The organism is Streptomyces sp. NPDC023541, assembly GCF_055559995.1.
On sequence record NZ_JBVHJO010000002.1, the window covers coordinates 1 to 23,415 of the forward strand.

Here is a 23,415-nt window from a genome sequence, read left to right on the forward strand (position 1 = left end):
GGCCCGGGCACCCACCGGCCAGCCGCAGCCGACCCGCAGGGCCACGGCAGAGCCCCAGCATCACCCACCCGCCGCAGCCGAACCGCAGGGCCCGGGCACCCACCGGCCAGCCGCAGCCGACCCGCAGGGCCACGGCAGAGCCCCAGCATCACCCACCCGCCGCAGCCGAACCGCAGGGCCCGGGCACCCACCGGCCAGCCGCAGCCGACCCGCAGGGCCACGGCAGAGCCCCGGCACCACCCACCCGCCGCAGCCGAACCGCAGGGCCCGGGCACCCACCGGCCAGCCGCAGCCGACCCGCAGGGCCACGGCAGAGCCCCAGCATCACCCACCCGCCGCAGCCGAACCGCAGGGCCCGGGCACCCACCGGCCAGCCGCAGCCGACCCGCAGGGCCACGGCAGAGCCCCAGCATCACCCACCCGCCGCAGCCGAACCGCAGGGCCCGGCGGTGGGGGCCGAGCGCTACGCGGACGCGTGCCGGGTCAGGAACGCGCCCACCCGGGGGGACCGCTGGTGGGGGACGAGGGCCGCGGCCGTCCCCGCGAGCATCGACCGCACCCGCGTCGACTGCACCTCGCCCAGCAGGTCCAGCACCCGCCCGCCCGCCCAGGCGGCCTCGTCGGGCGCGTCCGCCCGGGCAAGGTCACCGGCCAGCTCGGCGGTGTACAGCGCCACGTTCCGGGCGAAGTGCGGATCCTGCAGGTCCGCCGCCCGCCGCGCGTGCCGCGCCGCACGGGCGTGCTCCCCGAGCGCCGACCAGCAGCGCGCCTCCAGCGACTCCAGCTCGGCCTCGCCGAAGAAGGACATCCATTCGGGGTCGGCCTCCGCCGGTCCCCGGGAGAACTCCCGGTGGGCCCGCGTCAGTGACTCCTCGCAGGCCTTGCGGTCGTCGAGCCCCGCCCACCCGCCGGCCTCCCGCAGGGCGAGCAGCGCCAGCAGCCGCGGCGAGCCGAGGCTGGACGCGGCGCGCCGGCCCGCCTGGGCCGCCCGTACCGCCTCGCGCGAGCGACCGGTGTCCCGGGCCAAGAAGGACATGTTGCTGAAGGCGTGCGCCTCCAGGCCCGAGTCCCTGGCCACCCGGGCCGTGGCCAGCGCCTCCGCGTAGTGCGAGCGGGCGTCGTCGAAGCGGCCGGAGTCGTGGGCCAGCCAGCCGACCGAGACGGCCAGTTCGCCGGCGCCCGAGTGCAGCCTGTCCTCGGTGGACTGCCGCGTGGCACCGGCGTCGAGCAGGGCGTAGGCGGTGCGCAGGGGTTCGGAGGCCTTGCGGTAGAGGGCGTCCGCCCCGTGCCGGTCGTCCAGCAGCCGGATCCGGCGTACGGCGTCCTCGACGGCGGCCGCCTCGGACTCGCCGGCGCGCGAGGGCGGCCGCCGTGGGTCGCCGAGCAGGGTGAGGCTGAGCGTCGCGGCCGCCACGGTCGCGGAGCCGCCCGCCATGAACGCGCGACGCAGCACGTCGCTCTCCTTGGCACTGGAAGGGGAACGGGGGACGGGCGCGGGGTGCGGGCCGCGCTGCGCCGAGCGTCCGCGGACGCTCTCGCGGGGGGAGAAGCCCAGGTCGGCCAGGGTGTGGCCGGGGAACATATGGAGGAAGACCCGCTCGTAGGCGTAGTTGGGGCAGCGGATCTCGCCCGACTCGACCCGGCCGACGTAGCGCGCGTCGCAGGAAACCGTTTCTCCGATTTCCTTCGCCGCCCGGCGCACCAGGGCCGCGAACTCGGCAGGGGAGTGCTGCCCGCGCAGCCGCCGGAACGTGGAGTTGGGTGAGTGGGGGAACGCCGCCATGGACGTGACCTCTCTGGCAAGGAACGCAGCGCCGGTGCGGTGGCTGGTGCAGTTGGGCCCGGCGCGCATGAACGTACCGCCAGCGACGGGGTGTTCACGCGATGTTTAGCTACAAAACGGATATCTCACCCGCGATCCGCCATGAACTGCCATCCTTTGCGGCGTCTTGGTGCCGCACCCGTTGACGTTCCCGTGCGTTGAACTCATGCGGATACGGATCGAGGAGGGGTTCCCCTTGGTGGAGGCCGGCATGGAGAGCACTGGAACGAGCACCGCACCCGGACCCGGCGCGGCCCCGGGCCTGGACCTTGACCTGGTGACCGTGCCCGCCCGCCAGGGGCTGGAGGCGGTGGACATCATCCGTCGCGCGGCCGGCCGGTCCGGCCCGGTGGGGCCCGTTCTGCACGACGGGTCCGGCGACACCCTCGGCTTCCTCGTCCCGCCCGGCACCGCCGACGCCTGGGACCTTCCGGGCAGCGCGTGTACGCAGTCCGACGGGCGGGGGATGCGCTTCGGCGACGCCGTCTCGCCCACCGCGGGCGCCACGGGCTGGCTGCTCCCGCCGGAGGCCGTCGGGCCGGTCACCGACCCCGAGGTGCTGCGTGCGGCGCTCGGCGAGGCGGCCCGGCTGATCGAGGCCGCGGACAACTGCCGCTGACCGCTCCCGGCCGGCCGCCCCGCACAATGGGATGGTGGCGGGCAAGGACAGGAACAAGGGCAGGCAGCGCGGGCGGGGCGGCGCGGAGGCGGTCGTCGGGCAGGTGGACGGCGGTCGGGCGGAGCTGGAGCCGGACCGCGAGCGCCCCGGCGCCTGGACCCTGCTGATCGACGGCGCCCCGCAGTCGCACGTCGACCTGGGCGATCCCGCGTACCTGGACTTCTCCTACCAGCGGCGGATCGGCCACCTCATCGATCTCGTCGCGCCCGCCCGAAGGCCCCTGAACGTGGTGCACCTGGGAGGCGGCGCCTTCACCCTCGCCCGGTACACGGCCGCGTCCCGCCCCCGCTCCGCCCAGCAGGTCGTGGAGATCGACGCCGCCCTGGTGGCCTTCGTACGGGAGCACCTGCCGCTGGATCCGCAGGCGCGGGTCCGGGTCCGGGCGGTGGACGCGCGGGCCGGTCTGGCCAAGGTGCCGGACGGCTGGGCGGACCTGGTGATCGCGGACGTGTTCAGCGGGGCGCGCACCCCGGCGCACCTGACGAGCACCGAGTTCCTGGACGACGTACGCCGGGCGCTGGCGCCCACCGGGTGGTACGTCGCGAACCTCGTGGACGGGCCGCCGCTGACGCACCTGCGCGCTCAGATCGCGACGGCGGCGTCCCGGTTCACGGAGCTGGCGCTGGCCGCGGATCCGGTGGTGTGGCGGGGGAAGCGTTTCGGCAATGCCGTGCTGGTGGCGGCCGACCGGGAGCTGCCCGTCGCGGACTTCACCCGCCGGGTCGCGAGCGACCCGCATCCGGGCCGGGTCGAGCACGGCCGGGCGCTGGCGGACTTCGCGGGCGGCGCGGCTCCGGTCGCCGACGCCTCGGCGGTGGCCTCGCCGCAGCCGCCGCCCTCCGTTTTCCGGTAGGGGCTGTCATGAGGGATCGTGCGGCCCTTCAGGGCGTTCCGCCGCCCCCCTCAGGGGTCGACGATCTCGACCATCGGCGGGTGGTCGTGCCAGGTGCAGAACACCGACACCTCACGGCCGTCCCGGGTGAAGGTGACCCGGATCCAGAAGTCCTGCTTCCACACCTGCATCCGCCAGCCGGCCGCCGGCGTCGCCGAGACCAGCTCGGCGGAGGAACCGCCGAGGGAGAAGGTGACCCTGCCGCCGGAGACCGGATACGCCTGTACCTTCCCGGAGTCCTGGCCACCCGCCTGCTGCCGGCCGTCCGGGGAGGCGGAGGGCGGCTGCGACGGCTTCTCGGGGGAGGCTGCGGCGGTCGGCGACGCGGACGGGCCGGGTGACTCCGACGGCGAGGCGGACGGGGACGGCGACGGCGACCCCTGAGGCTGCGCGCCCCGGGTCGAGGAGGACAGCGGCTGGGTGGCCAGGGGCACCGCGAGCGGCGGATCGTAGGCCGTGCCCGACATGACGGTGTGGACGCCCCACCAGCACAGCGTCACCGCCGCCCCGGTCGCGAGCATCCACGCCATGGCATGCACAAGTCCTCTTCGCATCAAGGCACATACTGCACCACGGGTCACAAGAGTGGCCCGACACCCCGTGGGGTAGCCCGAATGGACTACGGTGCGGGCCATGGCAAGTGTGCTCGTGGTCGAGGACGACCAGTTCGTACGTTCCGCCCTCATCCGGCACCTGACCGAGGCCTCGCACACCGTGCGGAGCGTCGGTACGGCCCTGGAGGCCCTGCGCGAGGTCGCGCACCACCGCTTCGACGTGGTCATCCTCGACCTCGGCCTGCCCGACCTGGACGGATCCGAGGCGCTCAAGATGCTGCGCGGCATCACCGACGTCCCCGTGATCATCGCCACCGCGCGCGACGACGAGGCGGAGATCGTCCGGCTGCTCAACGACGGCGCCGACGACTACCTGACCAAGCCCTTCTCCGTCGAACACCTCTCCGCCCGGATGGCCGCCGTCCTGCGCCGCGCCCGGGCCGCCGCCGGGGCCGAACCGCCCTCGCGCGTCCTGCGCGTCGGCGGCCTCGCCATCGACCCGCTGCGCCGCCAGGCCGAACTCGACGGGGCGGTACTGGACCTCACCCGCCGCGAGTTCGACCTGCTGGCCTTCCTCGCCGGCCGGCCGGGCGTGGTCGTGGCCCGGCGCGAACTGCTCGCCGAGGTCTGGCAGCAGTCGTACGGGGACGACCAGACCATCGACGTCCACCTGTCCTGGCTGCGCCGCAAGCTCGGCGAGACCGCCGCCCGGCCGCGGTACCTGCACACCCTGCGCGGGGTCGGCGTGAAGTTGGAGCCACCGCAGTGATGCCGCGATGAGATGGGCCCTGGTCAAGGTGTGCCTCGCCGTCACGGCCATGGTGGTGGTGGCCTTCGCCGTACCGCTCGGGCTCGTCGTCCAGGAGATGGCCAGCGACCGGGCGTTCTCCAACGCCGAGCGGCAGGCCGCCAGCATCGGGCCGACCCTGTCGATCACCACCGACCCGGCGCAGCTGCGCAAGGCGGTGGAGTCCACGCAGATGGGCGCCGCCCGGCGGATGGCCGTACACGTACCCGCGATCGGCGACAGCGTCCCCGTGAACATCGGCGAGGGCCGGGCCGGCGAGCGCGCCGTCGCGGAGACCCGTCGGATGGGGCGGGCCACGACGGCCAAGGTGTCCGGCGGAGGCTCCGCGCTGCTCCAGCCGACCGCACTGGGCTCCGGCGACATCGCCGTGGTGGAGATCTTCGTACCGGAGAGCGAGGTCAGCAACGGCGTCGCCACGGCCTGGCTGGTCCTCGCGGGCGTCGGACTGGCCCTGATCGTCGGCTCGGTCGCGGTCGCCGACCGGCTCGGCGCCCGGCTGGTCCGGCCGGCCGAGCGGCTCGCGGACGCCGCGCACCAGCTCGGTGAGGGACGGCTCGGGGCGCGGGTGCCCGAGGCCGGACCGAAGGAACTGCGCTCGGCGGCCCTCGCGTTCAACGCGATGGCCGACCAGGTCGTCGAGCTGCTCGCCAACGAACGCGAACTGGCCGCCGACCTGTCGCACCGGCTGCGCACCCCGCTGACCGTACTGCGGCTCAACACGGCCTCACTCGGGGACGGCCCGGCCGCCGAGCAGACCCGGGCGGCGGTGGAGCAGCTGGAACGCGAGGTCGACACGATCATCCGCACGGCCCGGGAGCAGCGACCGGCCACCGGCCTGGTCGGAGCGGGTGCGGGTGCGGGGGCGGGATGCGACGCCTCCGAGGTGATCCGCGACCGGATGGACTTCTGGTCGGCGCTCGCGGAGGACGAAGGCCGCGAGGTGCGGCTGGCGGGGGTGGACCGTACGGTACGGATCCCCGTGGCGCGGCCCGAACTGGCCGCCGCCCTCGACGCCATGCTCGGCAACGTCTTCCGGCACACCCCCGAGGGCACCCCCTTCGCGGTGGACGTCCACGACGCGGGCGACGCGGTGATCGTGCTCGTCTCCGACGCGGGCCCCGGCATCTCCGACCCCGACGCCGCCCTGCGCCGCGGCAACGACGGCGGCCGGGACGGGTCCACGGGCCTCGGCCTGGACATCGTGCGCCGGGTCGCGGAGTCGACCGGGGGCGACGTACGGCTGGGGCGTTCGATCCTCGGCGGCACCGAGGTCCGGGTGTGGATCGGCCTGGACGGCCGGAGCGCGGGCGGCCCCGGCGCGGGGCGGACCGGCCGAGGCCGACGCGGCAACCGACGTAACCGGGGGCGCGCCACGCCGTGACCGGGGGCGCGCCTAGCAGGCGGGATGTCCTCGTCTCGGTACGGTCCGCGGCATGGACACCCTCATCTTCGGCGGGCTCCTCGCCACGCTGATCGCCATGTACCGGGAGACGTCCCGGATGGTCGTGCTCGGGGCGTGGTGGCTCATGCTCATCGCCGTCTTCCTGCTGATGGCGCACCACATCACCAGCAGCCTGGCCCTGACGCTGAGCTACTGACCATGGCCGCGATCGAGAGCCTCATCCCGGAGACCGCGCCCGACGCCGCGCCGCCGGGCAAGGTCCAGTACTGGTTCGCCTGCCTCTTCGCCATCGGCTGGACGGGTGTGGTCTGCGTCGGCCTCTTCCAGCAGTTCAGGGCGTGGGAGCACCCGTGCCCGCTCTGCGTCGTGCAGCGGATGTTCATGCTGCTGGCGGCGATGGGAGCGGCGTACATCGTCCGGACGGGACTGCTGCGCGGCTCGGTGACGGGCCGCCACTACATGACGGGCTGGGGCCTGGCGCTGGTCGCGGCGGCCGGAGGCTCCTTCGCGTCCTGGCGGCAGACGACGCTGCACATCCTGCCGGGTGCCAAGGGGTACGGGAGCGAGGTGCTCGGCCTGCACCTGTACGTGTGGGCCCTGATCCTCTTCCAGGCCTCGGTGCTCGTCATCGGCATCGTCCTGGCCACCGCGCACACGACGGCGGACCGCAGCGTCCCGGCGACCGGGCCGGGGCTGCTGCGGACGGCGGGGCTGTTCGCGCTGTGGTTCCTGGGCGTCGTCATCGCCGTGAACATGGTGGTCGTCTTCCTGGAGGAGGGTTACCACTGGTTCCTCCCCGAACACCCGGACCGGTACCGGTTCTTCGACGAGATCGGGATGCCGGGCTGAGGCCTGTCCCGTAATCCCCGGTGGATCGGCGCGCGGCGTCGGACGCGGTGCACCGCAAGGCGGAGGAGCGTCCTGACACGGGGCCGTATCCGGGCGTTCCGCCAACGCGGCGGGGCGCCGTGGCCGTCGTCGTGCGCCCGCCGGGGATTAGGGCCCAGCGATGCCCGCCCGGGCCCCCGTACCGACCGGAAGGAAGCAGCAGATGCGCTACGCAGTCCTCGGCACCGGGATCGTCGGCCGTACGGTGGCCGCCCGGCTCGACTCCCTGGGCCACCAGGTCGTCATCGGGACCCGGGACCCCGACGCCACCCTCGGCCGCGCCGAGTACTCGGACTGGCAGGAGGTCCACCCGGAGATCGGGCTGGCCGGCTTCGCGGAGGCCGCGCGGGAGGGCGAGGTCCTGGTCAACGCCACCGGCGGGAAGGTCAGCGTCGCGGCGCTGACGGAGGCGGACGCCGCGCACCTGGACGGCAGGATCCTCATCGACATCGCGAACCCGCTGGACTTCTCCGGCGGCTTCCCGCCGGGCCTGGACCCGGTGGACGACGACAGCCTGGGCGAGCTGATCCAGCGGAGGTTCCCGGGTCTGCGGGTGGTCAAGACGCTGAACACGATGAACTGCCAGATCATGGTGGACCCGGCGCGGATCGCCGGCGAGCACCACGTGTTCATCTCGGGGGAGGACGCGGACGCCAAGAAGGTGGTGCGTGAGCTGCTGTACTCCTTCGGGTGGCCGGAGGGGAGCGTCCTCGACCTCGGCGGCATCGAGACGGCCCGGGGCACGGAGATGCTGCTGCCGGTCTGGCTCCGCCTGATGGGCGCGCTCGGCCACACGGACTTCAACTTCCACATCCAGGGCGCCTGACGGGGCGGGGCGCGGGCCGGGACCGACCGCACGGCCCGTACGGGGGCGCAAATGTTGCCGCACCCCCGGCCCGCGCCGAGTGTGGGCGTGACGGAAGGAGCCACGCATGAGGGTCATGCTCAGGGCGCACATGGACACGGTCGCCACCAACGAGTCCATCAGGACCGGCGGCCTGCCCCAGGCCATCCAGCAGCTGATGCAGCGGGTGAAGCCGGAGGCGGCCTACTTCGGTTTGCACGAGGGCGTGCGCTCCTGCTGGATCGTCTTCGACCTCCAGGACAGCTCGCTGATGCCGTCGCTGATGGAGGACCTGTTCCTGGAGTTCAACGCCGAGGTCGAGGTCGCCCCGGTCATGAACGCCGAGGACCTGGCGAAGGGCCTGGCGGCGATGCAGTCCTCGCCGTAGGCGGCGTCGAGCCAGTGGTTCGACGCGCCGGACCTTACGCTGCAGTCCCCGCCGCTTTCGCGCGGCGGGGACTGCAGACTGTCTGGCGACGTGAAGTCCGGCCATGTAGGAATTGAGGCCGAGGATTTCTGTCATGCTTTATAAGAGCCGGCCAAGAATAACAGTCACTTCGGCTCCTCTGGAACGCTTCCTCCTTGGAGGAATTTCAGCTTGCCGAGAGCCAACGCATAGGCTCCGCCCAAGATGAATGTCGCTGCGTATTGCGCCCACGTGGTGTCCTGAAGGACCCGGTTGGTCGTGACGAGAAGGACGCCCCACACGAGAGTGAATGCAATCTTGGCCATGGCGTTCCTGTCTTAGGCGAGCGCCGCGAGGCAGCCAGTGGCCCCGGCGACATCGGTCTTGGCGGCTGACTGGACCACGGGACGCGGGCCGGAGTCGGCGTGTGCGACACCTACCCCGCCGGCCATGATGACGCTGGAGGCCATGGCTACCGACAGGACACCCGAAGCGAAGTTCTTCATTTCTGAACTTCCCCGATTCGTCAATGCTTGGCGCGGAACTGGTCAGGATCCGCGCTTTAGGTCAAGGTGAATGTACCCCTCCGCCTCGTTGTGGAGACTCCCATTTGAGGAAAGCCTGAGCTTGATCCACTGGATGGTTCGAGTGGCCTTGAGTGAATTTCGCCAATCCTGCGTGATGTGGCTTGATGCTATTCATGAGGACCCGAACTTCGGTACGGGGTTCATCGTGTCCGCCTCGCCAGCCCGAACAGCGCCGTCAGGTGCGGGGCCACGGCCAGGCCGATGCCCGCGACGGCGAACGCGGCCGCCCACGGTCCGGACGCCGCGAGCAACGGCAGGGTGAGCAGCGCCTGGAGGGCGATCGTCCACCGCAACCGCACGGCTCAGGTCCGCCGAGCCGGGCCGGGCGACCGTGATGAAACGACGATCGAGCTGGTCACGGCCATGGCGGCCCGGACGAGCCCGGCCGCGCCGCGCTCGCCCGGCGACGCGGCGAGTTGACGCCCGTGTTGTCCCCGCTCCACGCGGCCCCACGCGGGCCCCCTGCGGCACGGCCATCGTGAACAGCGGTGCCAGCCCGGAGGGCCGCAGTCGTACGCCGGTGCGCGTGTCCGGGGGCGCGGCGGCCGGGCCGGGAGCTGTCGGGTGCACCGCGAACAGGGGGCGAGCCGAGCACCGCCTTGGTCCCCGCCGGCGAGCCGTGCCCAGCGTGCCTGGCGAGCGCCCGACCTGCGGGACGGTGAGACCGGCCGCGGCGGCGAGAGCCGGACGGCGGCCGGCGGCAGCCCGCCGAGGACGGCCGCGACGAGGGCGAGGAGGACGGCGGCGTTCGCGGCGCAGGCGAGGAGCAGTACGGGGCGGTGCCCGCGCAGGTCGGCGAGCCGGCCGATGACGGGGCCGCCGAGGGACTGTCCGAGCCGGAGCGCGGCGGCAACGGGGCCGCGGCGCCGATGCCGTCCCGTCCGGTGATGAGCAGGAGCGTTCCGACGGGGCACGGCGCTGCGGGGAGCCGCGCGAGGAACCGTAGAGGTGGAGCCCTGCGAAAGCCCTCCCGCGGCCCGGCGGTCAGCCCGGCTCGCCCGAGGTCAGCCGCTTGGCCTGGGTCCGTCCCACTTCGGCGGCGCGGTGCAGGTAGTCGGCGATGACGGCGAGTTCGGAGTCGGAGTAGCTCTCCAGTACGGCGCCGAAGGCGCGGCCCGGGGTGTCCCACGCCGCGCCGATGCGCCGGCGTGCCTCGGGGGAGAGGGCGACGAGGGAGCGGCGGCGGTCGTTCGGGTCGGCCTGCCGTTCGACGATGCCCGCTTTGACCATCCGGTCGACGAGGCGGGTGGCCGAGCCCGAGGTCAGGCCGGTGAGGCGGGCGATGTCGCCGGTGCTGACGGGGCCGGGCTCCATGTCGAGGAGGGCGACGCACTGCATGTCGGTGGGATGCAGGCCGACCGAGTCGGCCATGGCCTGATTGAAGAGGGAGTAGTCGGCGTAGTGCCGCTGGCTCTCGGTGACGATGCGCGCGAGCAGCTCGGCGCGGGTCCACTCATCACCCGTACGAGGGGAATCGGTTGACATCGGATTCTCCGTGCTCCAGATTTATCTGTGTGACGCAGAGGATGTGTAATGCAGAATCTGTGTCGAGTAACCATCCTAGCGTCACTCAGCACCACCACTCCAGAAAGAGGAACCAATCATGTCCATTCTTGTGACCGGCGGCCGCGGCGCCGTCGCCCGCGGTCTCGGCGGCCTGCTCGCCGCTCGCGGCGTCCCGTACCGCCTGGGCTCCCGTGAGAGGGACACCCCCGGTGCGGTTCACTGCGACCTCACCGATCCGGCGACGTTTCCCGGCGCCCTCGCCGGCATCCGTTCCGTCTTCCTCTACGCCGAGGCGTCCGGCATCGAAGCCTTCGTCAAGGAGGCCGTCACGGCAGGAGTGGAGCACGTCGTGCTCCTGTCCTCTTCCTCGGTACTCGCTCCGCACGCCGCCGACAGCCCGCTGTCGGCCTCCCACCTCGTCGTCGAGCAGGCCCTCTCGGCCTCCCCGCTGCGCACCACACTGCTGCGGCCGGGGTCCTTCGCAAGCAACGCCCGAGGCTGGGCCTGGTCGCTGAAGTCGGGCCGGGCGGTCCGCCTGCCCTACCCCGGCGCCTACTGCGACCCCGTGCACGAGGCCGACCTCGCCGAATCGGCCCTCGCGGTCCTCACCGACCCGGCCCTGGCCGGCCGCGCATACACGCTGACCGGCCCGCAGTCGCTGACCTTCGCGGCCCAGATCTCGATACTCGGCGAAGTCCTCGGCCGGTCCATACCCTTCGAGGCCGTCTCGGCCGAGCAGTGGAAGGCCGAGGTGGACGGCTACATCCCCGGCCCCTACGCCGACGCGCTCCTGAAGTACTGGGCGTCCGCCGACGGACTCCCGGTCGAGATCACCGGCGCCGTCGAGCAGCTCACCGGCCACCCGGCCCGCACGTTCAGGACCTGGGCCGAGGACCACGCCGACGTCTTCGCGTGACGCTACATGGCCCCCTTGCGGGCCAGGCGGGCGTACCAGTGGGCGCTGGAGCGCAGCGTGCGGACCTGGGTGTCGTAGTCGACGTGCACGATGCCGAAGCGCTTGCTGTATCCGTAGGACCACTCGAAGTTGTCCAGCAGCGACCAGAGGTAGTAGCCGCCCACGGGGGCGCCGTCCGCCAGCGCGCGGTGGATGGCGGCGAGGTGGGCCTCCAGGTAGGCGATGCGCTGCGGGTCGTGCAGGTCGGGGGCGTAGGCAGCGCCGTTCTCGGTGACCATCAGCGGCAGGCCGGGTGCCTCGCGGGTGAAGCGCATCAACAGGTCGTACAGGCCGGTCGGGTCGATCGACCAGCCCATGTCGGTCTGTTCGCCCGGGGGCTGGTGGAAGGCCACCGCGTCCGCGGCGGGCCAGGGGGAGTGGGAGGTGGCGCCGTGGCCGTCGGCGCGCGGGCCGTTCCCGTCCGGGGCCGCCGACACCACCGCCGGGGTGTAGTAGTTCACGCCGAGGAAGTCCAGCGGCTGGCGGATCAGCGCCTCGTCGCCGGTGCGGACGAACGACCAGTCCGTCAGGGCGGCGGTGTCCGCGAGCAGGTCCTGCGGGTAGGCGCCGTGCAGCAGGGGGCCGGTGAAGATCCGGTTGGCGAGCGCGTCGATACGGCGGGCCGCGTCCAGGTCTGCCGCCGAGTCGGTCAGCGGCCGTACCGCGCTGGGGTTGAGCGCGATACCGACCCGGGTACGGGCCGGCAGGGCCGTCGCGGCCAGGCCGTGGGCCAGGTTGAGGTGGTGGGCGGCGCGCAGCGAGTCGGCGGGCGAGGTGCGGCCGGGGGCGTGCACGCCGGAGGCGTAGCCGAGGAAGGCGCTGCACCAGGGCTCATTGAGGGTGGTCCAGAGCTCCACACGGTCGGCGAGAGCGTCCGCGACCTGCCCGGCGTACTGGGCGAAGGCGTAGGCGGTCTCCCGCTCCGGCCAGCCGCCGGCGTCCTCCAGCTCCTGCGGGAGGTCCCAGTGGTAGAGGGTCACGCAGGGCTGGATGCCGTGGGAGAGCAGCTCGTCGACCAGCGCGTCGTAGAAGCCGATCCCGCCGGCGAGGACGCGCGGCCAGGACACCGAGAACCGATAGGCGCCCAGGCCCAGTTCGGCCATGAGCGCGACGTCCTCGCGCCACAGCCGGTGGTGGTCGACCGCGACGTCGCCGGTGTGGCCGCCGTACACCTTGCCCGGGGTGCGGCAGAAGGTGTCCCAGATGGACGGGCCGCGCAGGGCGGCCGCGCCCTCGATCTGGAAGGCCGCCGTGGCCGTGCCCCACAGGAACCCGTCGGGGAAGCGGAGTTCCCCGGCCTGATCCGTCGCCTTCGGCGCGTGCGACCCGGTCGGCGTGTGCGACGTGCCCGTCTCGTGTGTCGGGGTGTCAGTCATCCCTTTACAGCTCCCTGCATGATGCCGCCGACGATCTGGCGGCCGAAGACGAGGAACACCAGCAGCAGCGGGAGCGTGCCCAGCAGCGCACCCGCCATGATCACGGACTGGTCGGGGATGTAACCCCTGCCCAGCCCGGTCAGGGCCACCTGTACCGTCGGGCTGCCGTTCTGGGTCAGCGCGACGATCGGCCAGAAGAAGTCGTTCCAGGACATGACGAAGGTCAGCATCCCCAGCACCGCCATCGCCGGCCGGGCCGCCGGGAACACCACGTGCCACACGACCCTCAGGGAGCTCGCCCCGTCCGTGCGGGCCGCCTCCACCAGTTCCGTCGGCAGCGCGTGCACCAGGTACTGGCGCATGAAGAACACCCCGAAGGCGCACACCAGGGACGGCAGCACCACCGCTTGGAGCCGGTCGGTCCACGACAGCTTCGCGATCAGCATGTACAGCGGCACCACGCTCAGCTGCGGCGGGATCAGCATCGTCCCCACCACCAGAGCCATCAGCATCCGGCGTCCGCGGAAGCGGAGTTTGGCGAAGGCGAAGCCGGCCAGCGTGGAGAACAGGACCGTCCCGACGGTGACCGTGCCCGCCACGATCACCGTGTTCAGCAGGGCCGTGCCCATGTTGGCGTCGGTCCAGGCGATCTGCAGGTTGCGTCCCAGGTTCCCGCCGAACCAGAACGGCGGCGGGGTCTGTGCCAGCCGCGTGTTGGTGCGCGAGGCCGCGATCGCCGTCCACAGGAGAGGGAAGAGCGAACCGGCGGTGAAGAGGCCGAGCACCACATAGGTGAGCCGGCCCGCGCGCAGCGTTCTCATCGCGAGTCCCCCCGTCCGCGCAGCAGCCGCGCCGCTCCGGCGATCAGCAGCAGGATCAGGAACATCGCCCAGGCGATCGCCGAGGCCCGCCCCAGGTGCAGGTTCACCCAGCCCTGCTCGTACAGGTACAGCCCGAGCGTCTGGAACTGGTGGTCCGAGCCGCCCGTCGCGCCCGCCCCACCGTTGAACAGCAGCGGCTCACCGAACAGCTGGGTCGCCCCGATCGTCGACACCACACAGGTGAAGAGGATCGTCGGCCGCAGCGAGGGCACGGTGACGTGCAGGAACTGCTGCCAGCGCGAGGCCCCGTCCAGCGCGGCCGACTCGTACAGTTCACCCGGCACGGCCTGCATGGCCGCCAGGTAGATCAGCGCGTTGTAGCCCGTCCACCGCCAGATCACGATGGTGGACACCGCCAGCTGGGAGGCGAAGGTGCCGTTCTGCCAGTCCACCGCCCCGAAACCGGCCGCCGAGAGCACCCAGTTGATCATCCCGTAGTCCCGGCCGAAGAGCAGCACGAAGACGAGGGTGGCCGCCGCCACCGAGGTGGCGTACGGAGTGAGCACGGCGACCCGGAAGAACGCCGAGCCCCGCAGCCGGTAGTTGAGCAGATGGGCCACGCCCAGCGCGATCGCCAGCTGCGGCACCGTCGAGAGCAGGCCGATGGTGACGGTGTTGCGCAGCGCGTTCCAGAAGAACTCGTCGTCCCACAGCCGGGTGAAGTTGCGCAGCCCCACCCACGTCATGCTGTCCGGATCGGTCAGCTCCACCTGGTGCAACGCCGCCCAGCCCGTGTACAGCAGCGGGAACAACCCGAAGACGGCGAAGAAGAGGAAGAAGGGTGCCACGAAGGCGTACGGGCTCCAGCGCAGGTCCCAGCGGTAGCGGCGCGAGCGCCACACCTGGCCCGGCCGGCCCCGGCCGCCCCCCTCCGCCGCCGGCCGTTCCGGGGCGGCGGCGGAGGGGGACAGGAGTGCCGTCTCGTCCGTCACCGGCGCCTCACTGGTCCAGGGCGTTGTCGATGGCCTTCACCGCGGCCTCCCAGCCCTCCTGCGGGCTGCGGCCCTTCTGGTCGACCTGCAGCATCCCGATGTCCGCCAGGTTCTGCGCGATCACGAGGTCCTTCGGGCCGACCACCGTCACCGGCACCCCCTGGGCCGCCTTCGAGAAGATCTCACCGATCGGGGCCCCGCCGAAGTACTCGTGCTTCGCCCCCGACACCGCCGGCAGCTTGTACGCGGCGCTCGCGCTCGGGAAGCTGCCCCGCTTCTCGAAGAGCTTCGCCTGCTGCTCCGGAGCCGTCAGCCAGGCCGCCAGCTTCGCGGCCTCCTCGGCGTGCTTGCCGGCCTTCGGGACCACCAGGAAGGAACCGCCCCAGTTGCTGGGCTTCGGCGCCTGCGCCACGTCCCACTTGTCCTTGCCCGACGGACCCGCCTTGTCCTGGATGTAGCCGAGCATCCAGGCCGGGCAGGAGACCGTTGCGAAGGCGCCGTTGGCGAAGCCCTGGTCCCAGCCGGGGGTGAACTGCTGGAGCTTGGCGCTGAGCCCCTCGGTGGCGAAGGACGCCGCCAGGTCGAAGGCCCCGCGCACCGCCGGGTTCGTCTTGTAGACGACCTTGCCCTGCTCGTCGTAGAACCGCTGGGCGCTGCTGCCCGTCACCGCGGCCATGACCCCCGACGCCGAGTCCACGAAGGCCTTGCCGTCACCGGCCTTCGCCTTGTACGCCTTGCCCGTCTCCAGGTACTTGTTCCAGTCGCCCGCCCACAGCGCGCCGACCGCCTCCCGGTCCGAGGGCAGCCCGGCCGCCTCGAACAGGTCCTTGCGGTAGCAGATGCCCTGCGGGCCTATGTCGGTGCCGAGGCCGACGGTGGCCCCGCCCTTCGCCGCGGGCGCTGTGCCCTGCGCCCACTTCCACGGCAGGTAAGCGGCCTTGTCCACGCCGGGCGCCTTGCCCAGGTCCACCAGCTTGTCGGACTGGGTCGCGGTGATCTCGGCGATGTTGTTGACCTCGACGGCCTGGATGTCGGCGAGCCCGCTGCCCGTCCCCAGGTGCGTGAGGAGCTGGGGGTAGTAGTTCTCGTTGCGCTCGATGGAGGTCTGCTCGATGCGGATCCCCGGGTTCTGCGCCATGTACTCGTCGTAGAGCCCCGCCTCCTGGAGACCGAAGGCCCCGAAGACGCCGACGGTCAGGGTGGTCCCTCCCTTTCGGTCGGCCGAGGAGCCCGACTTCGGGTCCGTTTCGGGGTCCTGCGCGCATCCTCCGAGCAGCAGCGCGGCGGCGCCCAGCGAGGCGACCGCCGTGACGAGGGTTCTCCGGGCCCGTGCTCGGGCCGGGGGTTGGGCTCGCATGGTTCCTCCCTGAAGGGTGGGCGACAACGTGGGGGTGTCGTGTGACACAGTGTGGGAGCGCTCCCACACTAGTCAAGGGGTAGATTCACAACCGGGAGGAAGCCATGAACGGGAACGGGCGCAGCGGGGGACGGCCGACCCTGGAAGAGGTCGCGGTGCGCGCCGGAGTCGGGCGCGGCACGGTGTCCCGGGTCATCAACGGGTCCTCCAAGGTCAGCGAGCAGACGAGGGCCGCCGTCGAGGCGGCCGTGACCGAGCTGGGGTACGTGCCGAACCGCGCGGCCCGCGCCCTCGCGGCCAACCGCAACGACGCCATCGCCCTCGTGATCCCCGAGCCCGAGGCACGGTTCTTCGCCGAGCCGTACTTCTCCGAAGTGGTCCGGGGTGTCGGGGCCGCCCTCGCGGAGACCGACATCCAGCTCGTCCTCACCCTGGCCGGCAGCGACCGTGAGCGCCGCCGCCTCGCGCAGTACCTCTCCGGGCACCGCGTCGACGGCGTGCTGCTGGTCTCCGTCCACGCCGGGGACCCGCTCCCGGAGCTGCTGGCCGAGCTGGGCATCCCGACGGTGATCAGCGGCCGCCGCTCCGCCGCCGAGACGCTGCCCTGCGTGGACTCCGACAACCTGGCGGGCGCCGCCGAGGCGGTGCGCCACCTGCTCGACCGGGGCCGCCGTACGATCGCCACGATCACCGGCCCGCTGGACGTGTACGGGGCCCACTGCCGGCTAGACGGCTACCGGCAGGCCCTGGCCGCCGCCGGCCGGCCCGTCGACGAGCGGCTGGTCGCGGTCGCCGACTTCACCGAGGAGGGCGGCCGCCGGGCCATGCGCGAGCTGCTGGAACGCAGCCCCTCGCTCGACGCGGTCTTCGCCTCCTCGGACGTGATGGCGGCCGGCGCCCGGCGGGAGCTGCGTGCCGCCGGGCGCCGCATCCCGCAGGACGTGGCACTGGTCGGCTTCGACGACTCGGTGGTGGCCCGGCACATGGACCCGCCGCTGACCAGCGTCCGCCAGCCCATCGAGGAGATGGGCCGGACCATGGCGAGGATGCTGCTGGAGCGCGTCGCGGGAAGAGGGGGGAGCAGCGGGAGCACGGGGGGGCCGGCGGTCGTCCTGCCGAACAGACTGGTGGTCCGGGAGTCGTCCTGACCTCCTCGGGCCGGGACATGCAGAAGGCCCCGGTCCGCTTCCGCGTACCGGGGCCTTCCCGCAGGGTGAGTGACGGGACTTGAACCCGCGGCCACCTGGACCACAACCAGGTGCTCTACCAACTGAGCTACACCCACCATGTCCGGTCGAAACCGACCGGCCGAAGAAAAGGGTACAGGGTCCGGGAGGGTGCTCGCTCCACCCTTTTCCGGCACCCCTCTCCGGAGGGCCCGCGCGGGCGGCTACGCGCCCGGCGCCGTGTGCTTGGCCGCGATGCTGCGCGCCGTGTCGGAGTCGGGCCCGGGCTGCGGCACGAAGACCGCCTCCCGGTAGTAGCGCAGCTCGGTGATGGAGTCCTTGATGTCCGCCAGCGCCCGGTGGTTGCCGTTCTTCGGGGGGCTGTTGAAGTACGCCCGCGGGTACCAGCGGCGTGCCAGCTCCTTGACCGAGGACACGTCCACGATCCGGTAGTGCAGGTAGCTCTCCAGCGCGGCCATGTCGCGCAGCAGGAAGCCGCGGTCGGTGCCGACCGAGTTCCCGCAGAGCGGCGCCTTGCGCGGTTCCTTCACGTGCTCCCGCACGTACGCCAGGACCTGCGCCTCGGCATCCGCGAGGGTCGTCCCGCCGGCCAGCTCGTCGAGCAGGCCGGAGGCGGTGTGCATCGCGCGCACCACATCGGGCATGGTCTCCAGCGCGGCGTCCGGCGGGCGGATCACGATGTCCACGCCCTCGCCGAGCACGTTGAGCTCCGAGTCGGTGACCAGTGCGGCCACCTCGATAAGTGCGTCGTCCGTCAACGAGAGCCCGGTCATCTCGCAGTCGATCCACACCATGCGATCGTTCATGTGTCCCACCTTATGCGGTCCCTTGCGGAGCGGACCGCACATGCGGAAGGTCCCCCGCCGGCGGTGACCGACGGAGGACCTTCGCTGCCGTACCCGTTGTGGGGTTACGCGTGTTCCCGCAGGACCCGGCCAGGGGCGTACAGCTCCGTCACCGTGGGACCCGCCGCGGCCAGGGCCGCCGCCGCCCGGTGGGGCTGCGGAGTGCGCTGGTGCGGAACCGGCCCGCTCGAGATCTCCGAGACCTGCGCCACGTCGGCCTGCGGGCGGCGTGCCCGGTAGGCGGAGCGGTACGCGGCCGGGGAGGACCCCAGCTGCCGCCGGAAGTGACCGCGCAGGGCGACCGGCGAGCGGAACCCGCAGCGTCCGGCGACCTCGTCGACCGAGTAGTCGGAGGTCTCCAGCAGCCGCTGGGCCTGGAGCACCCGCTGCGTGATCAGCCACTGGAGCGGCGCGCTGCCGGTGAGCGAACGGAACCGCCGGTCGAAGGTGCGCCTGCTCATGTAGGCGCGGGCGGCGAGGGTCTCCACGTCGAACTGCTCGTGGAGGTGTTCCAGCGCCCAGGCGACGACCTCGGCCAGCGGGTCGGCGCCGATCTCCTCCGGCAGCGACCGGTCGAGGTAGCGCTCCTGGCCGCCCGTGCGGCGCGGCGGCACGACGAGCCTGCGGGCCAGGGCCCCGGCCGCCTCGCTGCCGTGGTCGGTGCGCACGATGTGCAGGCACAGGTCGATTCCGGCCGCCGTGCCCGCGGACGTGAGCACATCGCCGTCGTCGACGAACAGTTCGCGCGGGTCGACGTGGACGGACGGGTAGCGCTTGGCCAGCGTCGGCGCGTACATCCAGTGCGTCGTCGCGGGCCGGCCGTCCAGCAGGCCTGCGGCCGCGAGCACGAAGGCCCCGGTGCACAGTCCGACGATCCGGGCCCCCTCCTCGTGCGCCAGACGCAGTGCGTCGAGCGCCTCCGGAGGCGGCGGTGAAGTGATGGAGCGCCAGGCGGGAACGACGACCGTGCCTGCCCGGGCGATCGCCTCCAACCCGTACGGCGCGGTCAGTTCGAGTCCGCCGGTGGTCCTGAGCGGACCGTCCTCACCGGCGCACACGAGCAGTCGATAGCGTGGAACTCCCGCGTCCTGCCGGTCAATGCCGAACACGGATAGTGGAATGGAGCTCTCGAAGATCGGTCCGCCGCTGAAGAGCAGCACCGCGACGATCTCCCTGCGGCGACGCCCCGCGAGCTTCCGGCCGGCGTCTGCGACGACGGCGGTGGAATCCTGGCTCATGGCGCTAAGCCCCCCTTGGGTGTCGCGACTCCTTGGTCTGGTCGCACCTGCACGTTTCCCCTCGGCCTTGCACGTGGATCCCCCGCCGTAAATACATGATCGAATCTACTGCGTCCCGTGGTGTCGGCGTGACAAGTTCAGCACGCAGCGCTATGTCGACTTCTCAACTTGGCGAAAAGCATTCGATCAGGAAGCGTTCCACTCCGCTACCCGGGTGGGAAGCGCGGATCGCGGCTGTGGCCAGTACCTGTAGGGCCAAAACGCCCCCCGGCGAATGTCGTCGCTGGTGGTGGGGGGGTCGGGGGGGCATTCCGGCAAGGAAGGCACCCTGCCGGGAAGTTGGCTGAAAACGAGCGGGTGTGGGTGTGCGAATGAGTCAGTCGTGCGGGGGTGCGGAGTCGGAGGCGCGGCAGCCCCGGCGGCCCGGGGTGCCACCGCGCGAGTGCCGTCGGCGGTGTGCGGGCGCGGGCCGCTCTTCCGCGACGCGGGCCGCGGCCCGCTCCGAGTGCCGAAGGAGGACCAGGCAGGCGGCCGTGACGACGAACAGGCCGAGGGTGGCCGCCGCGGCGCCGCCCAGGGAGGTTCCGTAGACGACGAGGACCACCGGGACGAGCAGGCAGCTGAAGGCGGCCCAGCGCACGACGTCACCCGCGGGATCGTCGTGCGGGCGGCCGGAAGGCTGCACGGACGGGTGAAGCGGCTGGCGCGCAGAAGCGGCGAAGTGCGCGCCCGGGTCGGGGAAGTGGACGGACTGGGTCGGCTGAGCTGGCTGATCGGGGTCAACCGGATGGCCGGGCACGGCGTACTCCCTGCGGGCTCTTCCTGAACGGTCGGACGCACGTCCAACGCCGCCCGGCGGGGCTCGGTCACTGCGCGCACGGGTGGCAACTCCCCGTTCCGTCACTGGCTGTAGGGGGCAGCGGCCATTGCCAAGGCGCGCTCGCTCCGGCATGCTCCCTGGGACGCTCTCCAAGTGCGGCAAGCCCTGTGCAGGACAGGAGTGTCGCCGTACCCTGGGGGGTATGGGCTTGGGAAGATGCTTCCCGGACAGAGCTCCGTCACACTGCGTCGCCGATATCGCCCCTGTTCCTTCCTCCAAGGACCTCTTCGCCGAGACACCCATGGCCGGTCACGAATTCTCCGAACCCGCGGACCGCAAGCGCAAACGGCTCGCCGACCCCGCGTCGGCCGCCGAGCTGCGCGCGGTGGAACAGACACGCTCGCCCTGCGACCCGGCCTTCCGGCACGGCGTCGTTGTGGGATTCGACGGATCCACCTCCAGTGAGCGCGCGCTCGCCTATGCCATCGGGATGGCCCGCCGCTCCGGATCGGGTCTGATCATCGTCCATGTCGCCAACCGGCTGCCCACCACCGTGTGGGCCGGCTGCGAGCCGCCCGTCTTCGTCGACGTCCCGGACCACCGCACCGAGGTGCTCGGGCTGGAGCTCGCGTGCGCCGACTACCTGGCGGAAGTGCCGTGGATCCTGGTCGAGCGCGGCGGTGACATCTGCCACGAGCTGGAGGAAGTCGGCCGGGAGTATTCGGCCGACGCCATCGTGGTCGGCTCCACGCACGGGATCGTCGGCCGGATCTTCGGCTCGGTGGCCGGCCGCCTCGCCAAGCGGGCGCAGCGACCCGTTGTTGTCATTCCGTGACCGTCTGTTAAGGCGATTGTGCGGTTGTGCCCCCGTGTAAAGGGTAGATAAGTGCTGCTGGGACGCAGCAAACAACTGCAGATCGAAGGGAGCCCGCCGTGGACAATGGTGTCTCTGCGGGAAGCACGGCCTCGACTTCGACCCTCGGGAACATCGCCCTGGGTCTGACCCTTCTCGCATTCGGTATCGGCCACACCGGCGTCATCGACGGCGTGTCCGCTGCCGGCTCCGTGTCGCTCGCGATGTACGTCGGCGGCGCCGCCCTCTTCCTCCTCGGCCTCCTTGAGTACCGCGGCGGCAACGGATTCGAGGGCACCGCGTTCGCGGGCCTGGGCATCTTCTGGTTCACGTGGGCCAAGGGGGCCGGCGGTTCGGTCTCCGACACGGCCGCCGGAACGTTTCTTGTCCTGTTCGCCATGCTCGCGCTGACCCTCACGGTCGCCGCCGCGAGCGGCCTGTTCAGCCAGGGCGTCTACGCCCTGCTGACCCTTTCCCTCGTCCTGCTGGCCATGGCCTCCTTCATGGACAGCGGGGCTCTGGCCAAGGCGGGCGGCTGGGTCGCCGCCGTCTGCGGACTGCTGGCCTGGTACGGGGCCACCGCGGCCCTGGCCCACTGGCCGATGGCCGTCGGCAAGGCCCGGCGCAGCGGCGCGGTCGCCGCGAGCTGACCGGCACGCGGAGAGCCCCCGTGCGCGGTGCGCACGGGGGCTCTCCCGTGTCCGGTGACGGCCGGGGCTGCTACTCGACGGTGACCGACTTCGCCAGGTTGCGCGGCTTGTCGATGTCCCGGCCCATGGCCAGCGCCGTGTGGTACGCCAGCAGCTGGAGCGGGATGCCCATGAGGATCGGGTCCAGCTCGTCCTCGTTCTTCGGGACCACGATGGTGTGGTCCGCCTTCTCCTGCTCGCGGTGGGCGACGGCGAGGATCCGGCCGCTGCGGGCCTTGATCTCCTCCAGCGCCGCGCGGTTCTTCTCCAGCAGGTCGTCGTCCGGGACGATCGCGACCGTCGGCAGCGAGGGCTCGATCAGGGCCAGCGGGCCGTGCTTGAGCTCGGAGGCCGGGTAGGCCTCGGCGTGGATGTAGGAGATCTCCTTCAGCTTGAGGGAGGCCTCCAGCGCCACCGGGTAACCGCGCACCCGGCCGATGAACATCATCGACTTGGCCTCGGCGAACTCGGCCGCGAGCTTCTTGATGTCCTCTTCGCCGTCGAGGATCTCCTGGATCTGCTCGGGCAGCTTGCGCAGGCCCTCGATGATCCGCTTGCCGTCGGTGACCGACAGGTCCCGGATGCGGCCCAGGTGCACGGCGAGCAGCGCGAAGGCCACGACCGTGTTGGTGAAGCACTTGGTGGAGACGACGCAGACCTCGGGGCCGGCGTGCACGTACACGCCGCCGTCGGCCTCGCGGGCGATCGCGGAGCCGACCACGTTGACGACGCCGAGGACGCGGGCGCCCTTGCGCTTGAGCTCCTGCACCGCCGCGAGCACGTCGTAGGTCTCACCCGACTGGGAGACCGCGATGTACAGGGTGTCGGGGTCCACTACCGGGTTGCGGTAGCGGAACTCGGAGGCCGGCTCGGCGTCCGCGGGGATGCGGGCCATGCCCTCGATGAGGCCGGCGCCGATCAGGCCCGCGTGGTACGAGGTGCCGCAGCCGAGGATCTTGACGCGGCGGATGCCGCGCGCCTCGCGCGGGTCCAGGTTCAGGCCGCCCAGGTGGACCGTGTTGAAGCGGTCGTCGATCCGGCCGCGCAGCACGCGGTCGACCGCGTCGGGCTGCTCGGAGATCTCCTTGTGCATGTACGTGTCGTGGCCGCCCATGTCGTAGGAGGCGGCCTCCCACTCCACGGTCTCGGGCGTGGCGGTCGTGGTCGTCCCGCTGGTGGTGTAGGTGCGGAAGTCGTCGGCCTTCAGGGTGGCCATCTCGCCGTCGTTGAGGGTGACGACCTGGCGGGTGTGGGCGATCAGCGCGGCGACGTCGGAGGCGACGAGCATCTCCTTCTCGCCGATGCCGAGGATGACCGGAGAGCCGTTGCGGGCGACCACGATGCGGTCGGCGAAGTCGGCGTGCATCACGGCGATGCCGTAGGTGCCCTCGATGACCTTGAGCGCCTCGCGGACCTTCTCCTCGAGGGTGTCGGCCTGGGAGCGGGCGATCAGGTGGGTGATCACCTCGGTGTCGGTCTCGGAGGCGAAGACCACGCCCTCGGCCTCCAGCTTCGCGCGCAGCTCGGAGGCGTTGTCGACGATGCCGTTGTGGACGACGGCGACCTTGTTCTCGGGGTCCAGGTGCGGGTGCGAGTTCACGTCGCTCGGGGCGCCGTGCGTGGCCCAGCGGGTGTGGGCGATGCCGGTGGTGCCGGCGAAGCGCTTGGGGACGCGGGACTCCAGCTCGCGGACCCGGCCCTTGGCCTTGACCGCCTTCAGGGCGGGGGTCTTCGGGCTGTTCACGACGATGCCCGCGGAGTCGTATCCGCGGTACTCCAGCCGCTGCAGGCCCTCCAGCAGCAGCGGTGCCACGTCACGCTTGCCGATGTAACCGACGATTCCGCACATACGGTTTTGCCCCTCCTGAAGTTCGGTTCGTGTACCCGTCACCCG

The 23,415-nt window shown here is 71.9% G+C and carries 26 protein-coding genes and 1 tRNA gene; 12 read left to right on the top strand and 15 right to left on the bottom strand.

Translation table 11 applies throughout. From position 1 onward, the window contains the following. Positions 1-463 precede the first annotated feature (463 nt). Positions 464-1,783, bottom strand: a complete 1,320-nt coding sequence (locus tag ACZ3X1_RS03985; protein WP_467276327.1) for a tetratricopeptide repeat protein — start codon at positions 1,781-1,783, stop codon at positions 464-466. Between the two features lie 250 nt (positions 1,784-2,033). On the opposite strand from ACZ3X1_RS03985, the gene ACZ3X1_RS03990 reads away from it, so the two are divergent. Then, the gene (locus tag ACZ3X1_RS03990; RefSeq protein WP_356813138.1) at positions 2,034-2,441 is read left to right on the top strand and encodes a hypothetical protein; all 408 of its coding nucleotides are present in this window, start codon (positions 2,034-2,036) and stop codon (positions 2,439-2,441) included. 31 nt (positions 2,442-2,472) lie between these two features. Continuing rightward, positions 2,473-3,354, top strand: a complete 882-nt coding sequence (locus tag ACZ3X1_RS03995; protein WP_467276331.1) for a spermidine synthase — start codon at positions 2,473-2,475, stop codon at positions 3,352-3,354. Between the two features lie 50 nt (positions 3,355-3,404). Here the strand turns inward: ACZ3X1_RS03995 and ACZ3X1_RS04000 are convergent, their stop codons facing one another. Next, positions 3,405-3,947, bottom strand: a complete 543-nt coding sequence (locus ACZ3X1_RS04000; protein ID WP_356813136.1) for a hypothetical protein — start codon at positions 3,945-3,947, stop codon at positions 3,405-3,407. A 79-nt stretch (positions 3,948-4,026) separates the two neighbouring features. Between ACZ3X1_RS04000 and ACZ3X1_RS04005 the strand changes: the two genes are divergently transcribed. From ACZ3X1_RS04005 to ACZ3X1_RS04030, 6 genes are all read left to right on the top strand, one after another. Then, the gene (locus tag ACZ3X1_RS04005; protein WP_030655573.1) at positions 4,027-4,716 is read left to right on the top strand and encodes a response regulator transcription factor; all 690 of its coding nucleotides are present in this window, start codon (positions 4,027-4,029) and stop codon (positions 4,714-4,716) included. Between the two features lie 7 nt (positions 4,717-4,723). After that, entirely contained in the window at positions 4,724-6,136 is a 1,413-nt protein-coding gene (locus tag ACZ3X1_RS04010; RefSeq protein ID WP_390076998.1) for a sensor histidine kinase, read from the top strand. 52 nt (positions 6,137-6,188) lie between these two features. Then, the gene (locus ACZ3X1_RS04015; protein ID WP_356813134.1) at positions 6,189-6,353 is read left to right on the top strand and encodes a DUF5993 family protein; all 165 of its coding nucleotides are present in this window, start codon (positions 6,189-6,191) and stop codon (positions 6,351-6,353) included. A 2-nt stretch (positions 6,354-6,355) separates the two neighbouring features. Next, on the top strand, positions 6,356-7,006 hold the full coding sequence (locus ACZ3X1_RS04020; RefSeq protein ID WP_362632408.1) for a disulfide bond formation protein B: 651 nt from the start codon (positions 6,356-6,358) through the stop codon (positions 7,004-7,006). Between the two features lie 202 nt (positions 7,007-7,208). Further along, on the top strand, positions 7,209-7,871 hold the full coding sequence (locus ACZ3X1_RS04025) for an NADPH-dependent F420 reductase (RefSeq protein ID WP_390076995.1): 663 nt from the start codon (positions 7,209-7,211) through the stop codon (positions 7,869-7,871). Between the two features lie 106 nt (positions 7,872-7,977). Continuing rightward, positions 7,978-8,277, top strand: a complete 300-nt coding sequence (locus ACZ3X1_RS04030; RefSeq protein WP_356813131.1) for a hypothetical protein — start codon at positions 7,978-7,980, stop codon at positions 8,275-8,277. A 164-nt stretch (positions 8,278-8,441) separates the two neighbouring features. Here the strand turns inward: ACZ3X1_RS04030 and ACZ3X1_RS04035 are convergent, their stop codons facing one another. From ACZ3X1_RS04035 to ACZ3X1_RS04050, 4 genes are all read right to left on the bottom strand, one after another. Then, a complete protein-coding gene (locus tag ACZ3X1_RS04035) occupies positions 8,442-8,621 on the bottom strand; it encodes a hypothetical protein (RefSeq protein ID WP_467276341.1) in 180 nt (59 codons plus the stop codon). A gap of 12 nt (positions 8,622-8,633) precedes the next feature. Then, on the bottom strand, positions 8,634-8,801 hold the full coding sequence (locus ACZ3X1_RS04040; RefSeq protein WP_467276343.1) for a hypothetical protein: 168 nt from the start codon (positions 8,799-8,801) through the stop codon (positions 8,634-8,636). 221 nt (positions 8,802-9,022) lie between these two features. Beyond that, a complete protein-coding gene (locus ACZ3X1_RS04045) occupies positions 9,023-9,181 on the bottom strand; it encodes a hypothetical protein (protein ID WP_467276345.1) in 159 nt (52 codons plus the stop codon). Positions 9,182-9,866: 685 nt separating this feature from the next. Beyond that, complete coding sequence (locus ACZ3X1_RS04050) at positions 9,867-10,367, bottom strand: MarR family winged helix-turn-helix transcriptional regulator (protein ID WP_356813127.1); 501 nt, start codon at positions 10,365-10,367, stop codon at positions 9,867-9,869. 118 nt (positions 10,368-10,485) lie between these two features. Between ACZ3X1_RS04050 and ACZ3X1_RS04055 the strand changes: the two genes are divergently transcribed. Beyond that, the gene (locus tag ACZ3X1_RS04055; protein ID WP_467276349.1) at positions 10,486-11,304 is read left to right on the top strand and encodes an NAD(P)H-binding protein; all 819 of its coding nucleotides are present in this window, start codon (positions 10,486-10,488) and stop codon (positions 11,302-11,304) included. A gap of 2 nt (positions 11,305-11,306) precedes the next feature. Here ACZ3X1_RS04055 and ACZ3X1_RS04060 read toward each other — a convergent pair whose 3' ends face one another. Genes ACZ3X1_RS04060 through ACZ3X1_RS04075 form a run of 4 tightly spaced genes read right to left on the bottom strand, consistent with a single transcriptional unit; the run spans position 11,307 to position 15,889 of the window. Continuing rightward, positions 11,307-12,719, bottom strand: a complete 1,413-nt coding sequence (locus ACZ3X1_RS04060) for a GH1 family beta-glucosidase (protein WP_356813125.1) — start codon at positions 12,717-12,719, stop codon at positions 11,307-11,309. Next, positions 12,716-13,540 carry a carbohydrate ABC transporter permease gene (locus ACZ3X1_RS04065; protein ID WP_467276353.1) on the bottom strand — a complete coding sequence of 275 codons (825 nt, stop codon included), beginning with the start codon at positions 13,538-13,540 and terminating at the stop codon, positions 12,716-12,718. Before ACZ3X1_RS04065 ends, ACZ3X1_RS04060 begins: the two co-directional genes overlap by 4 nt. Then, the gene (locus ACZ3X1_RS04070; RefSeq protein WP_390076988.1) at positions 13,537-14,532 is read right to left on the bottom strand and encodes a carbohydrate ABC transporter permease; all 996 of its coding nucleotides are present in this window, start codon (positions 14,530-14,532) and stop codon (positions 13,537-13,539) included. The genes ACZ3X1_RS04065 and ACZ3X1_RS04070 overlap by 4 nt, the downstream gene beginning before the upstream one ends. A 7-nt stretch (positions 14,533-14,539) precedes the next feature. Further along, positions 14,540-15,889 carry an ABC transporter substrate-binding protein gene (locus ACZ3X1_RS04075; protein ID WP_467276358.1) on the bottom strand — a complete coding sequence of 450 codons (1,350 nt, stop codon included), beginning with the start codon at positions 15,887-15,889 and terminating at the stop codon, positions 14,540-14,542. Between the two features lie 104 nt (positions 15,890-15,993). On the opposite strand from ACZ3X1_RS04075, the gene ACZ3X1_RS04080 reads away from it, so the two are divergent. Continuing rightward, complete coding sequence (locus ACZ3X1_RS04080; RefSeq protein ID WP_356813121.1) at positions 15,994-17,037, top strand: LacI family DNA-binding transcriptional regulator; 1,044 nt, start codon at positions 15,994-15,996, stop codon at positions 17,035-17,037. A gap of 64 nt (positions 17,038-17,101) precedes the next feature. Here ACZ3X1_RS04080 and ACZ3X1_RS04085 read toward each other — a convergent pair. The 4 genes from ACZ3X1_RS04085 to ACZ3X1_RS04100 form a co-directional block, all read right to left on the bottom strand. Beyond that, positions 17,102-17,174, bottom strand: a tRNA-His gene (locus ACZ3X1_RS04085). Positions 17,175-17,279: 105 nt separating this feature from the next. Beyond that, on the bottom strand, positions 17,280-17,882 hold the full coding sequence (orn, locus tag ACZ3X1_RS04090; protein WP_356813120.1) for an oligoribonuclease: 603 nt from the start codon (positions 17,880-17,882) through the stop codon (positions 17,280-17,282). A gap of 104 nt (positions 17,883-17,986) precedes the next feature. Next, complete coding sequence (locus tag ACZ3X1_RS04095) at positions 17,987-19,159, bottom strand: helix-turn-helix domain-containing protein (protein WP_362632390.1); 1,173 nt, start codon at positions 19,157-19,159, stop codon at positions 17,987-17,989. A 376-nt stretch (positions 19,160-19,535) separates the two neighbouring features. Next, positions 19,536-19,958 (bottom strand): hypothetical protein, encoded by a 423-nt coding sequence (locus tag ACZ3X1_RS04100; RefSeq protein ID WP_467276365.1) that lies wholly within the window; start codon positions 19,956-19,958, stop codon positions 19,536-19,538. Between the two features lie 322 nt (positions 19,959-20,280). Between ACZ3X1_RS04100 and ACZ3X1_RS04105 the strand changes: the two genes are divergently transcribed. Both ACZ3X1_RS04105 and ACZ3X1_RS04110 read left to right on the top strand, forming a co-directional pair. Then, complete coding sequence (locus ACZ3X1_RS04105) at positions 20,281-20,814, top strand: universal stress protein (RefSeq protein WP_030655530.1); 534 nt, start codon at positions 20,281-20,283, stop codon at positions 20,812-20,814. A gap of 98 nt (positions 20,815-20,912) precedes the next feature. Next, the gene (locus ACZ3X1_RS04110) at positions 20,913-21,482 is read left to right on the top strand and encodes an acetate uptake transporter (RefSeq protein ID WP_390076983.1); all 570 of its coding nucleotides are present in this window, start codon (positions 20,913-20,915) and stop codon (positions 21,480-21,482) included. 70 nt (positions 21,483-21,552) lie between these two features. On the opposite strand, the gene glmS is transcribed toward ACZ3X1_RS04110, so the two are convergent. Beyond that, the gene (gene glmS / locus ACZ3X1_RS04115) at positions 21,553-23,370 is read right to left on the bottom strand and encodes a glutamine--fructose-6-phosphate transaminase (isomerizing) (RefSeq protein ID WP_467276370.1); all 1,818 of its coding nucleotides are present in this window, start codon (positions 23,368-23,370) and stop codon (positions 21,553-21,555) included. Positions 23,371-23,415: the final 45 nt, after the last annotated feature.